The following is a 14,231-nucleotide window of genomic DNA, read 5'->3' as shown; positions in this document are numbered from 1 at the left end:
CTAGGCTGACCGCATGAGACGCGTATTGCTGGTTTTGATGATGGCTTGCCTGCCGATGCTGGCAGCCGCCAATGATAAACAGGTTGCTTTGCACGCGCCCGAGGCGCTGGTGCAGTCTGGTCTGCTGAAACACATCCTGCCGCGATTTTCGCTGAAAACGCAGGTGCGGGTCACGCTTGTGACTGAGGATCAGGCCGACATGGTGTTCGGGCCCGAAAAGGGCAGGGCGCTTTTCGAGGGTGTGGGTGCTGTCTGGCATATGGACCTGCGCAGCCCCGATCATCCGGGCACGCAGCGCTTTGCCAAATGGCTGACGTCTGACGTAGGGCGCAACACGATTCAGGGCTTTGCGCCGGAAGGCACCGCGCAGTTTGGCCCGCCGCCAGCCCGCGAGGCCAAGGTGGCTGCGGTCGAATTGGATGGCGACGCGGTTCTGGGCAAAACCGTGAGTCACGTAAAATGCGGACGCTGCCACGTCACCAGCGAAGAGAACCGTATGAACGGCATTGGCTCGACCCCGAGCTTTTTCGTCTTGCGGACCTTTGACGACTGGGATTTGCGGTTCTCGGGTTTTTATGCCCTGAAACCGCATGGTGCTTTCACCCAGATCGAAGACGTGACCGATCCATTTCCCGAAGACAGGCCGTCGCCGATTGCGCCCATCGATTTGACATTGGACGAACTTGAGGCCGTGATCGCCTATGTGCGCAGCCTCGCGGCCGCTGATTTGGGAAAACCAATCGAACATCAGTGATCGCGTCGCTTTGACAGATAGTCATCCGTGGTGCGCACGCGGGGGCGTTCACCGGCTGCGAATGGGTTGTTTTCCGAATGATACTGCGCGTTGACCCGGCAGTTGTCACACATCTGGATCATCCGCAGCTTGGCCCCATCGGCGAACATGGAATGGCCTTGCAGCTTTTCGGTGATCCGTTCGATGGTGCTCTTGGATCCGAACAGCACGCCACATTCGACACAGGCAAACGGCTCTTCCTCGTTCAGAACCTGTTGGGTCAGTGCTTCCCCCGACATGTTCAGCTGGGGTTGAAGCGTGATTGCGTCTTCGGGGCAGATATTCGCGCAAAGACCACATTGCAGGCAGGCGTCTTCCTGGAACCGCAACTGAGGCAGGTCCGGGTTGTCACCCAAGGCTCCGGACGGACAGAGCGACACACAAGACAGACACAGCGTGCAGGCGCCCTTGTCCACGACGATTGCGCCATAGGGTGCACCTTCTGGCAGGGGGATCGTGTCGGTGTCAGGGTGCAGGGCTTTTGCAGCGGTTCTGGTGATCTGACGGCGTGTTCCCATCGGACGCATTGGGTTGTCGATCGACGCAGAGGCTGAGCCATCGAACAGGATGTCCGACATCGCATCGGGATCCGGCGTATCAATCAGCGTGATCCGTTCCACGCCGCCGATCGCGCTGGCCAGCGCCATTTGCGCCTCCAATGCGTCGCGATCCGCCTTGGGTCCGGGCAAAACAGCGATGTCTGTAAACCCGGCTGCGAGGGCCGCAATCATTTCCGCGTGTCCAAAGGCACCCAGAGCCTCCATTTCGATTGGCACGACATCCGCGGGCAATCCGCGACCGTGACGGGCAGAAAGGCGGATCATTTCTGCGCCATGCGCATCGTGAACCAACAGGCGGGGTGCTTGGCCGCCGGCATCCAGATATCCTTTGGCCAGTGTTTGTACGCGGCGCATGGTCAGATCAACGGGCGGGGCATCATAGCTGACAGCGCCGGATGGGCAGGCGGCAGAGCAGGCGCCGCACCCGGCACAGATCATCGGATCAATGGTGACATGTTCCCCGGCAGGGGTGATGGCCCCGGTTGGGCACAGATCAAGGCAGCGGGAACACCCCGTTTGCTCGGCACGCGAATGGGCACAGAGCAGTGGCTCTACCTTGATATAGAGAGGTTGCTCAAAGGTGCCGATCAGGTGAGACGCAGCCAGAACCGCAGCGGCGACACCGGCGGGATGCCCGGGATCAGCGCGCAAGTAGCCTTCGCGTTTTTCATGTGCGGGAAAGAGCGGGGTTTCCCCGCGCAGATCGAGGATCACATCGCATTGCGTCGCGCCACCATCTCGCGGTTCGGTCAGAGTGAACCCGCCGCGCCCACCCGGTTGAACCATTTGCAGCGCGTCGATGCGCAGATCGAATTGCCCCAGTGCGCCCCGCGCACTGTGCAGTTTGCCAACTACAATGTCATAATCCCGGGCATCCGGAACATCCTCTGCGCTATCCAACAGAACCGTGACGCCAAGGAAATCCTTGAGCTGTTCAGCGGCTTCCAAGGCGATCTGCGCAGGCCCGAGGATCAGGCAAAGGCCTTCGGAAATCACGTCGATTGTCTTGGAGGGTGCCGCAGGCAGAAGGGCTTCGGCCGCGAGGGCGGACATTTTGGGTAGCGTTTGGGCGGAATCATCGGTCCATCCGGCCCTGTCCCTTAGGTCAAGCAGGGGGGCAGGGGGCCGCTCCAGTTCGGCGGCAAGGTCTTCGAAAACGCGGGCCTCCTGCGTGCAGCAAATAATTGTGTCGCTGTCCTGAAGAGCCGCCGCCGCGCGGTCTATCTGCGTGGTGCAGAGGGCCGAACAGGGTTTTGGGACAGTCAGACCGGTGGCCGTTGCCAACCCATCGGTGTCGATCGTCTGTGTTCCCAAACAATCGCATGTAATCAGTGTCTTAGACATCTTTTATTCCCTCCCTTTTCCGGGGTTTTGACCCGCTGGAAAAAGCCTCGCCCGGACAAATCGTAGGCACGATTCGAATGCGGCGGCAACCGCTTTTGGGTCTGGCCAAGCCTGTCAGATGGGGCGGCCGAAGGGCGAATCAATCGAGGTGATTCGAATTGCTGCGATGCCGCGATTTTCTGAGTGTTTTAGTTGGATTAGACATTTCGTCCGGTGGCTTTGCCCGAACCGGGTGGGCCTGCCCAAATTGTCCAGTCAGGGGACAGAATACAGGCGTACACAATTTGGCGCTTTGCCGGACGTTTCTACTCTGCGCAAATTATTGGCACAGGGAGGAGTGGTCTGATTGATCCATAATCCGAACATGTACCGCACATTGCCGGTCGGGGTTGTCTTGCGCAAAACCCCGGGCGTAACGCGTTGGGCCGCTTGGTCGTGGACGGCCTCGGCTGTCTTGCCCGGTGCTGGCGCCGCCGATTGGCGCGAGTTGCGCCGCGAAGGTGAGGCGGTCGAGTATCACGCTGCGACTCTGGCGCTTGAATTGCACGGTGCCGAAACCGAAGCCTACCTGCATGGGCTGACCGCCAAGGTTCCAAGTCTCTACGTGGTCATGCGGGATGACGCAGACGGTGATTGCCCACTCGATGTCTTGCTCGTCACCGCTTCGCCCTATGAGGCGCAGGATTACACCGACAGCGGTGAAGAGATCGTCGAAAAGGTGCCAATGCCAGCCGGACTGATTGCTTGGGTGCGGGAGTTCGTCGAGGAATTTCACGAGGACGAGGTTTTTGTGAAACGCCGCCGTGACAAGAAACGCATCGATCTGGTGCAGGATGGCGTGGGCGATGCCCGTATCTCTCAGATCAGCGATGTCTATGCCTCTCCGGCTAGAAAGCGGAGGTTGCACTGATGGCTAGTTTCTGGGAACGCCGCAGAGCCGCCGTTGAGGCCGAGGAACGCGCCGAGCAGGACGCACTTGCGCAAGCCGAAGCGCAGGCACGCGAAGCGGCTCTCGAAGAGAAAACCGACGAAGAGCTTTTGACCGAGCTTGAGTTGGATGCGCCGGAAACTTTGGATAGCCCCGAAGAGCTGCGCAAGTTCCTGACAGATGCAGTGCCTCAGCGGCTCAAGACACGGGCGTTGCGCCGGATGTGGCGGCTGAACCCGGTGCTGGCCAATCTCGATGGGCTGGTGGACTACGGCGAAGATTTTACCGACAGCGCGAATGTCGTCGAAAACATGCAGACTGCCTATCAGGTCGGGAAAGGTATGTTGAAGCACGTCGAGGAAATGGCGCGTCAGGCAGAAGAAAAGGCCAAGGCTCTGGCCGCCGCCAATGATCCTGAGGCTGAGACCGAGGCGGAAAACACCGAAGAGCTGCCTGTCGAAGACACGGCCGAGGATTTGATTGCTGAGGGTCCAGAGGAAACGCCGGCCCCGATTGTAACGACGATGACGGCGCCGCCTGTGCTGATGGATGACGAATCCGAAGGGGTTCCACGCCGCCGGATGACTTTCACTTTTGACGATGCCACCGCATGAATGAGGAAACACACATGAGCGCCGCACCGGATACACGCATCGCCGAAGAAGACCGTCTTCGCGCCGATCTGTACAACTTCATGGGTTTGATCCTGTCCGGTCCGCCAGATGAAATGCTTTTGGCGCAGACTGCCAGCCTGACCGGCGATGACAGTGTGTTGGGGCAGGGCATCGGGACGCTGGCCAAAATGGCAAAGCTGTCCAAACCCAAGGCTGTGGAAAGCGAATACAACCGATTGTTCATTGGTCTGGGGCGCGGTGAATTGTTGCCCTACGCTTCGTACTATCTGACCGGGTTCCTGAACGAGAAACCACTGGCGATCCTGCGGCGCGATATGGCTGCGCGGGGCTTGACCCGCGCCGACAATGTTTTCGAGCCAGAAGACAATATCGCAAGCCTGCTGGAAATGATGGGTGCCCTGATTGTCGGACGGTTCGGCCAGCCCGCTGCGCTGGACGATCAAAAGACTTTCTTCAACCGGCATCTGGGTCCTTGGGCGACCCACTTCTTTACGGATCTCGAGGGCGCGAAAAACTCGGTCTTCTATGCATCGGTCGGCACGGTTGGCCGGGCGTTCATGGAAATCGAAGCCGAAGCATTTCGTCTCGTCGGAGACTGAATTCACGCCGCCGGAGCCCCGGCGGTATCGAGCGGCGGGCAACCGTCGGAACACATCAAAGGCTGCACCGCGGGATCAGGGCTTTGGATCCCGGCTACCGGCAGCACCACAAAAAGGAGGAGCTTTGATGGCACAGGAAAAAGAGGCAAGCCGCCGCGATTTCCTAAAGCTGGCTGGAACCACAGCGCCGATAGCGGCAGTTGCGGTTGCGACAGCGGGCACAACCGCCGAGGCGGCGGAGCCCGATCTGACATCTGAAAAGATGCAGGATACCGCGCACACGCGTGCGTATCTCGACAGCGCCCGCTTCTAAGGGTCGCGCGCCGTCCGGGTGGGCCGGACGGAGCAGGGAAAAGCAACTGGTTGCGTGACGCCCGACCGCTTTGCCCAAAATTCGTAGCCAGGCTCGTGCGGGGTTTCCCCAAGCCAGCAAGGGAGAGAGAAACATGCTTAGGAAAAAGACCAACGGGGTTGCGCGACGCCCCCAGCGGACAAGTATCCTGTCTGAGGCAGCCAATGCTTCAGTGGACCGCCGTGCATTCTTGCGCGGATCCGGTCTGGCCGTTGGCGGACTTGCCGCCATCGCTGCAACGGGTGGTACCGTTCAGCAGGCCAGTGCCGCAACTGCCGCCAATGGCGCAGTTGAACTTAAGAAATCCGTCTGCACCCACTGCTCTGTCGGTTGTACCGTCGTAGCAGAGGTCAGCAACGGTGTCTGGGTCGGCCAAGAGCCGGGCTGGGACAGCCCGTTCAACCTCGGTGCGCATTGCGCCAAGGGTGCAGCCGTGCGTGAGCACGCGCATGGTGAACGCCGCCTCAAGTACCCGATGAAGAAAGAGGGTGGAGAGTGGAAGCGCATCAGCTGGGAGCAGGCGATCAACGAGATCGGCGACGGCATGATGCAGATCCGGGACGAAAGCGGCCCGGACAGCGTTTACTGGCTCGGCTCTGCCAAGCACAACAACGAACAGGCCTACCTGTTCCGCAAGTTTGCGGCCTACTGGGGCACAAACAACGTGGATCACCAGGCGCGGATCTGTCACTCGACCACGGTTGCGGGTGTTGCGAACACATGGGGCTACGGCGCCATGACCAACAGCTACAATGACATCCATCAGTCCAAGGCGATCTTTATCATCGGTGGCAACCCGGCCGAAGCACACCCGGTTTCATTGCTGCACGTTCTGAAGGCCAAGGAACAGAACAACGCACCTCTGATCGTGTGTGACCCGCGCTTTACGCGTACGGCTGCACATGCTGATGAATACGTGCGGTTCCGTCCCGGCACCGACGTTGCATTGGTCTGGGGCATTCTGTGGCACATCTTTGAAAACGGTTGGGAAGACAAAGAGTTCATCCGCACCCGTGTCTGGGGAATGGACCAGATCAAGGAAGAAGTGGCAAAGTGGACGCCCGAAGAGGTCGAGCGTGTAACCGGTACACCGGGCAGTCAGCTGCGCCGCGTGGCCCGCACCATGGCCAACAACCGCCCCGGCACCGTGATTTGGTGCATGGGTGGCACGCAGCACACCAACGGCAACAACAACACCCGTGCCTACTGTGTGCTCCAGCTTGCTCTGGGTAACATGGGTACTGCTGGTGGCGGCACCAACATCTTCCGCGGCCACGACAACGTGCAGGGTGCAACGGACCTTGGCGTTCTGTCCCACACGCTTCCGGGTTACTACGGTCTTTCGGCCGGTTCCTGGGGTCACTGGGCGCGCGTTTGGGGAGAAGATCCGGAATGGCTGAGTGGCCAGTTCGACAAGCTCACCGGCGCCGATGGCAAGGAAAAGTCGCTTCAGAACCTCACTGGTATTCCGGTGTCGCGCTGGATCGACGGTATCCTCGAAGATCCCGAAAACATGGATCAGCCCAACAATGTCCGGGCCATGGTTCTTTGGGGTCACGCGCCGAACTCTCAGACCCGTATGACGGAAATGAAGACGGCTATGGAGAAACTGGACATGCTGGTCGTGATCGACCCGTTCCCGACAGTTTCGGCCGTACTGCATGACCGTGAAGACGGAGTGTATCTGCTTCCGGCATCCACTCAGTTCGAAACACATGGCTCTGTTACTGCCTCGAACCGCTCTATCCAGTGGCGCGAGCAGGTGATCGATCCGTTGTTCGAATCCAAGCCTGATCACGAGATCATCGGTTTGTTTGCGAACAAGTTCGGCTGGGCAGATCGGTTCTTCCGCAATATCGAGATGGAAGACGAAAACACGCCGGTTGTTGAGAGTGTCACGCGAGAGATCAACGCGGGTATGTGGACGGTGGGTTACACCGGCCAGTCGCCCGAGCGGATCAAGCTGCACATGGCAAACCAGCACACCTTTGATCGCACGACGCTTCAGGCCGTTGGTGGCCCGGCGGATGGTGATTACTACGGTATGCCGTGGCCATGCTGGGGAACAGCCGACATGAAGCACCCGGGTACGCCCAACCTCTATGACATGTCCAAGCCTGTCGCAGAGGGTGGTCTGACTTTCCGTGCACGTTTCGGCGTGGAACGGGACGGTGACAACCTGTTGGCCGAAGGCGTCTACTCGGTGGGATCGGAAATCCAGGATGGATATCCCGAATTCACCATGCAGATGCTGATGGACCTGGGTTGGGACGGTGATCTGACCGACGAGGAACGCGCGGCAATCGATGCTGTCGCGGGTCCGAAAACCAACTGGAAGACCGACCTGTCGGGCGGCATCCAGCGGGTTGCAATTGCACATGGTTGCGCGCCCTTCGGGAACGCGAAGGCCCGTGCTGTTGTCTGGACCTTCCCCGATCCGGTTCCGGTCCACCGCGAACCGCTCTACACCAACCGTCGCGATCTGGTCGAAGACTATCCGACCTACGAAGATCGCAAGTTCTACCGTCTGCCGACCATGTATGCGTCGATCCAGAAGCAGGACTTCAGCAAGGATTATCCCATGATCCTCACATCCGGCCGTCTGGTCGAATATGAGGGTGGCGGCGATGAGACTCGTTCGAACCCCTGGCTGGCCGAACTGCAGCAGGACATGTTTGTCGAAATCCACCCGCGTGATGCCAACAACCTTGGTGTGCGGGACGGCGAACAGGTCTGGGTCGAAGGACCGGAAGGCGGAAAGGTCAAGGTTATGGCAATGGTAACCGAGCGGGTCGGAGAAGGCGTTGCCTTCATGCCGTTCCACTTTGGTGGTCATTTCCAGGGTGAAGATCTGCGGTCCAAATATCCGGACGGCGCAGATCCCTACGTGCTTGGTGAATCCACCAACACCGCCCAGACCTATGGCTATGATTCAGTGACCCAGATGCAAGAGACCAAAGCGACTCTTTGCAAAATCTGGGCAGCGTAAGGAGGAAAGAGAATGGCAAGAGCAAAGTTTCTCTGCGACGCCGAGCGCTGCATTGAATGCAACGCCTGTGTCACGGCCTGTAAGAACGAGCACGAGGTGCCTTGGGGCATCAACCGGCGCCGTGTTGTGACGATCAACGACGGTAGCCCGGGTGAGCGTTCGATTTCTGTAGCTTGCATGCACTGTTCAGACGCGCCTTGTATGGCCGTCTGCCCGGTGGACTGCTTCTATCAGAATGAAGAAGGCGTGGTGCTGCACTCCAAGGACTTGTGCATTGGCTGTGGCTACTGCTTCTACGCGTGCCCCTTCGGTGCGCCGCAGTTCCCGCAGGCTGGCAACTTCGGTTCCCGTGGCAAGATGGACAAATGTACCTTCTGTGCCGGTGGCCCCGAGGAAACGCACTCGACCGAAGAGTTCGCCAAGTACGGACGCAACCGGATCGCAGAAGGCAAACTGCCAATCTGCGCCGAGATGTGTTCGACCAAAGCCCTGCTGGCGGGTGATGGGGATGTTGTGTCCGCCATCTACCGTGAGCGCGTGGTGGCCCGTGGCTTCGGCTCGGGTGCCTGGGGCTGGGGTTCGGCCTACGGTCAGCGCGACGGTTAAACACACTGCGGTGGCGCATCCGGCCTTGGCCGGGTGCGCCACCTGCGGATTGTTTGATCCAGATGCCAATATGCTCCGGCGCGGCAATCGCGCCGGGCATCTCAAAATTTCCCAGCCTGATTTCAAAATGGAAATCGGCTCAGACACATCAAAAAACCGAGGACAGCTTTCTGTCCCATCGCTTCGCCACAAGAGGACCCCGATGCGCGCTCTTCTCTGCTTGATTGCTCTATGTTTCGCCGTGTCCCAGCCTGCACTGGCTCAGGACACCACAGCCGAGGTCGATACCGGGGCCGCGGCTGTCGATCGCAGTGCCACCGGCGGTGCCCAGACACTCGAAGATATTCTGCGCCGCCAGCGGGGCGAAGAAGTGGCCCCACGCGGCGACGCTGAAATTGACGACGGATCTGCAGCGGCAATGGTCGGACAATTGGCGCCGCTTGGCGGTGCATCGGATTCCGAAGTCTGGCGCGCGCTGCGTTATGGCTATGACGGGGTCGAGGTCAGTTCCGGTGGGTCCGTTGGACGGGTCCTGATGCAGGATGGCGGCATGTGGTGGTACGAATTCCGCGCTGGCCCTCTGTCAAAATACGGCGGCTGGTTGCTGCTCGGCACCATTGGGTTCCTCTTCGTTTTCTTTTTGCTACGCGGGCGGATTCGGATCGACGGCGAAAAAACCGGTAGCACTGTCACACGGTTCCAGTTCATCGAACGCTCTGCGCATTGGTTGCTGGCAGGTTCGTTCCTGCTGCTCGGGTTTACCGGCCTGTTTGTGAAATATGGCCGTGAACTGATCGCACCGCTCATTGGCAAGGATATGAATGCCACCTTGTTGCTGGCGTCCAAGTTTGTTCACAACAATGTCGCCTGGGCCTTTATGCTGGCGCTTGTCATGGTGTTTTTCATGTGGGTTTGGCACAATATTCCAAACCGTCACGACCTGACCTGGTTTGCGCAGGCGGGCGGTATCGTTGGCTCCAAGCACCCACCTGCCAAGAAGTTCAACGCCGGGCAAAAGATCATCTTCTGGAGTGTGATCTTGCTGGGCGGGTCGATTTCCGTTTCCGGCTTGTCACTGCTGTTCCCGTTCGAATTGCCGCTCTTTGCCAAGACTTTTGTGGTTCTCAACGATATCGGTGTGCCGGGCTGGTTGGGTATGGCGCCGTTCCCGGTCGAGTTGTCCCCGCAGGAGGAAATGCAGTTCGCACAGCTTTGGCATGCGATTGTCAGTTTTGTCCTGATGGCGATCATCATCGCGCACATCTACATCGGCTCTGTCGGGATGGAAGGTGCATTTGATGCCATGGGCAGTGGTGAAGTGGACGAAGCCTGGGCCCATCAGCACCATTCCATCTGGCTCGAAGAGGTCAAGGCCAAGGAACAGGCCGGCCCGAAAGACGCAACCCCGGCGGAGTAACCCGGTGCTGCGCGGTCTGATAGCCGCCCTTGTCTTGTGGGCAGCGCCTGTTTTGGCGCAGGAGTTCAGCACGCTCAAGGGACATGGCGGGCCGATCATGGGACTTGCGGTGTCACCAGACGGGCAGATCGCAACCGCGAGTTTCGACAATTCGGTGGGGCTATGGGATGGCCGCACACCCACTTGGCTGGAAGGGCATGATGCGGCAGTCACGGCGATCACATTTGGACAGCAAGGGCAGCTTGTGACCGGCGGCGACGATTTCGCCATCCTGCTCTGGGATCAGGAAACAGGGCAGGGGGCCCGGATCGGTCAGCACAAAGGCAAAGTGACGTCATTGGCCCTGTCGCCGGATGGATCCTTTGTCGTGTCGGGAAGCTGGGATGGCAGCGTCATGATCTGGCCGTTGGACGGTTCCGGCGATCCTTTGGAACTGCCCTATCCGGGGGCTGGCGTCAGCGCAGTTGCCTTGTCTGAAAATGCAAAGGATCTCTATGTTGCCACGTCGCAGGGTCGATTGCTGGCCTATGATCTGACAGATCGGGGCACGCCGAATGTTCTGGCGCGTCATGGTTTCGGCATCAACCGCTTGGCTCTTGGCCCGGGGTGGATTGCCTATGGCGCGGTGGATGGTGGAACCCGCGTGCTGGATTTGAAAACAGGCGAGCAGATCCGGGATTTCACTTTGGACCGAAGGCCCATCCTTGCCATGACTTACCATGCGAGCACGCAACAAATCGCGGTCGGTGATGGCGAAGGTTATATCATGATGATCGATGCCGAACGCTGGCGTATCAGCCATGATTTCCGTGCCGCGCGCCGCGGCCCTGTCTGGGCGCTGGCTTTTTCGACCGATGGTGCGGTGATCCATGCCGGCGGGATCGATGATCTGGCCTACAGCTGGCCGGTTGCTGCGCTCGACAGTTTCGACGCCGAAATGGGACAAGAGCGAAGCTTTCTTCGCGATGCCGCCTCGATGCCAAATGGCGAGAGGCAGTTCATGAGAAAGTGTTCGATATGCCATGCGCTGGATGCCGGGCCGTCCCGAAAGGCGGGGCCGACATTGCATGGTGTCTTTGGGCGCAATGCGGGATCTGTCGACGGCTACCCCTATTCGCCAATCCTAACGGGGTCGGACATTGTGTGGAATGACAAGACGATAGATGCGCTGTTTGACGAGGGTCCGGATCACTATATTCCGGGCTCCAAAATGCCGATGCAGGTGATCGCCAAGCCCAATGACCGGGCCGATTTGATCGCCTTTTTGAAAGAGGCCACGCAATAGTCGCGGCCAGAGCAGGGGAGAGAATTGAATGAAATCGGTTGTTACCGGACTTGTCCTTATGGTGCTTGTCTCTTTGGGCGCGTATTTCACGCTGCAACAAATGGGATATTCATCCGAAGATACATTTTCAGGCCCTTCGGTGCGCCTCGACTAAGGTTGTCCTGAACGATGCGGATCGGGAAAGTGTCGCAGCTATGCCGCCCAGTGAGGCGTGTTAGGGTCAAGGAATGAACGACAAAGACGACTATGGCAGCGATCTGGAACGCGCTTCGATCCTCGTGATCGATGATGAACCGGGTATGCGCAATTTCCTGACCAAGATTCTGGAGCCACGCGCCAAAAGAGTGGAACAGGCTTCCAGCCCGGCTGAGGCCAGCCAGCGACTGGATGAATCCCATTTTGATCTGGTGATCGTCGACAACATCATGCCCGGCAAGACGGGTCTGGACTGGATCACCGAACAGCGCCGCAAGGGTTTTTTCGCCGATGTCATAATGATCACCGCCTATGCGGATCTGGACGTGGCAATTGCGGCCTTGCGCGCCGGGGTGAGCGATTTTGTTCTCAAACCGTTTCGGGCAAACCAGATTCTGGGCGCTGTGTCCCGGACGCTCGATCGCAAGATGCTGCGCCGGGATAACACGCTGTTGCGCCATGCATTGTCGTCGGGCGACAACCATCCCCAGTTACTTGGAACGTCACCGGCCTTGGCCGAGGTTCGGCAAATTCTGGAAAGATTGGCGCCGCTTCCGACGCCCGTGCTTTTCACCGGGGCCAGCGGAACAGGCAAAGAGGTTGCTGCCCGCAGTTTGCACCAATTGTCGGATCGGGCCGGCAATCCTTTTGTGGCCGTGAACTGTGCCGCGATTGCGCCGGATCGGATTGCGCAGGATCTGTTTGGCGTTAGTGACGAAGGAGCGCAGCGTAAGGCGGGTTTGTTCCTTCTGGCGGATGGCGGAACATTGTTCCTCGACGAAGTTGCCCAGATGCCCGAAGCCGTTCAGGCAGCGCTCTTGCGGGTATTGGAAGATCAGCGCATCCGTCCTCTGGGTGCCGAACGGGACATTCCCCTGAATCTGCGACTGGCGTTTGCAACGAACATTGATCTGGCAACAGCCGTTGCTGATGGTCGGTTCCGGGCGGACCTTTATCACAGGATCAATGTGGTAAACGTACAAATGCCGCTGTTGCAGGATCGGTCCGAAGACATTGTCGAATTGGCTGCGCTCTTCATGAAGCAGTTTTCAACGCTGCTCGGCATGCCCGCGCTGGATTTGGACGAACAGACCTTGCTCAAGCTGCGCCGCTATGAGTGGCCGGGCAATGTGCGCGAGTTGCGCAATCTGATCGAACGGTCGGTTATCCTTGGGGCGTTTCCCAAAGACTTCGCGGGCAGTGGTTCCGTCACCGGTGCTCAGGCCATTGAGAACCTCGATCTCGTGATGCAGCGCCACATGGTGCATATTCTGGATTTATGCGATGGAAACCGGGCCGAAGCCGCCCGGCGTCTGGGGGTTTCGCGCAAGACCATCGACCGAAAGATGGCAGTCTGGGAAGGGTAGGGCCCAACCCGACATTGGCTCCGAAACCCTTCGGGCAAAAGTCGCACTGGAACCTTCACGTCTTGGCGCGGTCGTATTACTGTGAGGCCGCATCAACCAAAAACCATTGATTGGCGTAGTCATGAATTATTTTCCTAAACTCGTTTCGGCGGTATTTGCCGCTAGTCTTTCATCAGCTGCACTGGCGGGAGGCCTGCAGACCGCTGCAGGCAAAACAGATTTGTCAGCCACAGATTGCGCCACAAGAGCACTCGAAGCATTCAAGGCTCTTGGGGTCGAAAACGCCCGGACAAGCCAGAATCTGAAGAACTGGAAACCCGAAACCGCCGAAAAGGGCTCTTCCCGGACATTGTCCGTCTTTGGTGGTGCAAACGGTGTCTCGGCGTCTGTAATGTGCAAACCGTTTGAAGGAGACCTTGTCTTCTTCACGTCCACCGACTCGGAAAGCGTCGTTTCGGTGACCGCTCTTTGGAATGCGTTTTATGGCCTGAACTGATCCGCGCGTTTCTGGGATCGCTCATTTCAAAATGCGACCTGATCGCGCTTCTTGTGCCAGAACTTTCGGGAAACAACTGCAGAAACGGATGCTGGCAATTGCGCGCGTATGTCCTGCGACGCAAGCGTCCTATTTTCGGTCGCTCGTAGGTCTTGTATCGCAGGCCAGTGCTGCATAAACCGCCTGAGATACAAAGACAGGGGAGAGGGACATGACCAAGACTGTTGTGAATAGCTGGAACGAATGGGATCCGCTGAAACATGTGATCGTCGGGCGCGCAGATGATTGTCATATCCCACCCGAAGAACCAGCCCTGGACGCCAAGGTTCCCGAAGACAGCGACATGCGTGGTCAGTGGGGCAGGCGCCCACAGGAAACCATTGATCGGGCCAATGAATTGCTCGACAATTTCGCAGCTCAGCTTGAGGCGCGTGGCGTGCGGGTTGATCGCCCGGACTGCATTGATCACAGCCAGCCGGTTACCACGCCGGATTTCCACACGGACAGCCAGTTCGGATGCATGCCGCCCCGGGATGTACTGCTGACAGTTGGGTCGGAAATCCTTGAGGCAACGATGTCTTATCGCTGCCGTTGGTTTGAATATTTGAACTACCGCCCTTTGATGCAGCGCTATTGGGAAGAAGACCCGAACTTTCGCCACGAAG

At 58.7% G+C, this 14,231-nt stretch carries 13 protein-coding genes and 1 pseudogene; 13 read left to right on the top strand and 1 reads right to left on the bottom strand.

Annotated elements, in window-relative coordinates; genetic code table 11:
- The first annotated feature begins 13 nt into the window (after positions 1-13).
- Positions 14-754 carry a cytochrome c family protein gene (locus PFY00_RS18265; protein ID WP_271434039.1) on the top strand — a complete coding sequence of 247 codons (741 nt, stop codon included), beginning with the start codon at positions 14-16 and terminating at the stop codon, positions 752-754.
- On the opposite strand, the gene PFY00_RS18260 is transcribed toward PFY00_RS18265, so the two are convergent.
- The gene (locus PFY00_RS18260) at positions 748-2,697 is read right to left on the bottom strand and encodes a 4Fe-4S binding protein (RefSeq protein WP_271434038.1); all 1,950 of its coding nucleotides are present in this window, start codon (positions 2,695-2,697) and stop codon (positions 748-750) included. The two genes, PFY00_RS18265 and PFY00_RS18260, sit on opposite strands and share 7 nt — an antisense overlap.
- 364 nt (positions 2,698-3,061) lie before the next feature.
- Between PFY00_RS18260 and PFY00_RS18255 the strand changes: the two genes are divergently transcribed.
- The 12 genes and pseudogenes from PFY00_RS18255 to PFY00_RS18200 form a co-directional block, all read left to right on the top strand.
- Entirely contained in the window at positions 3,062-3,607 is a 546-nt protein-coding gene (locus PFY00_RS18255; protein ID WP_271434078.1) for a DUF3305 domain-containing protein, read from the top strand.
- The gene (locus PFY00_RS18250) at positions 3,607-4,239 is read left to right on the top strand and encodes a DUF3306 domain-containing protein (protein WP_271434037.1); all 633 of its coding nucleotides are present in this window, start codon (positions 3,607-3,609) and stop codon (positions 4,237-4,239) included. Before PFY00_RS18255 ends, PFY00_RS18250 begins: the two co-directional genes overlap by 1 nt.
- Positions 4,240-4,253: 14 nt before the next feature.
- The gene (locus PFY00_RS18245) at positions 4,254-4,859 is read left to right on the top strand and encodes a TorD/DmsD family molecular chaperone (protein WP_271434077.1); all 606 of its coding nucleotides are present in this window, start codon (positions 4,254-4,256) and stop codon (positions 4,857-4,859) included.
- A gap of 127 nt (positions 4,860-4,986) precedes the next feature.
- A complete protein-coding gene (locus tag PFY00_RS18240; RefSeq protein ID WP_271434036.1) occupies positions 4,987-5,172 on the top strand; it encodes a twin-arginine translocation pathway signal protein in 186 nt (61 codons plus the stop codon).
- Positions 5,173-5,305: 133 nt separating this feature from the next.
- Complete coding sequence (locus PFY00_RS18235; protein WP_271434035.1) at positions 5,306-8,200, top strand: formate dehydrogenase subunit alpha; 2,895 nt, start codon at positions 5,306-5,308, stop codon at positions 8,198-8,200.
- A gap of 12 nt (positions 8,201-8,212) precedes the next feature.
- Positions 8,213-8,806, top strand: a complete 594-nt coding sequence (gene fdh3B, locus PFY00_RS18230; protein ID WP_271434034.1) for a formate dehydrogenase FDH3 subunit beta — start codon at positions 8,213-8,215, stop codon at positions 8,804-8,806.
- Positions 8,807-9,008: 202 nt separating this feature from the next.
- Positions 9,009-10,223 (top strand): formate dehydrogenase subunit gamma, encoded by a 1,215-nt coding sequence (locus PFY00_RS18225; protein ID WP_271434033.1) that lies wholly within the window; start codon positions 9,009-9,011, stop codon positions 10,221-10,223.
- A gap of 7 nt (positions 10,224-10,230) precedes the next feature.
- Entirely contained in the window at positions 10,231-11,508 is a 1,278-nt protein-coding gene (locus tag PFY00_RS18220) for a c-type cytochrome (protein WP_271434076.1), read from the top strand.
- 28 nt (positions 11,509-11,536) lie between these two features.
- Positions 11,537-11,662, top strand: a complete 126-nt coding sequence (locus PFY00_RS18215) for a hypothetical protein (RefSeq protein ID WP_271434032.1) — start codon at positions 11,537-11,539, stop codon at positions 11,660-11,662.
- A gap of 73 nt (positions 11,663-11,735) precedes the next feature.
- Positions 11,736-13,070 (top strand): sigma-54-dependent transcriptional regulator, encoded by a 1,335-nt coding sequence (locus PFY00_RS18210; RefSeq protein ID WP_271434031.1) that lies wholly within the window; start codon positions 11,736-11,738, stop codon positions 13,068-13,070.
- A gap of 106 nt (positions 13,071-13,176) precedes the next feature.
- On the top strand, positions 13,177-13,566 hold the full coding sequence (locus PFY00_RS18205) for a hypothetical protein (protein ID WP_271434030.1): 390 nt from the start codon (positions 13,177-13,179) through the stop codon (positions 13,564-13,566).
- Positions 13,567-13,777: 211 nt separating this feature from the next.
- Positions 13,778-14,231 (top strand): annotated as a pseudogene (locus PFY00_RS18200) (serine/threonine protein kinase); the annotation flags it as partial.

The organism is Thalassococcus lentus, assembly GCF_028023555.1.
Lineage (GTDB): Bacteria > Pseudomonadota > Alphaproteobacteria > Rhodobacterales > Rhodobacteraceae > Thalassococcus_A > Thalassococcus_A lentus.
This window is presented reverse-complemented; position numbering and strand designations above follow the sequence as displayed.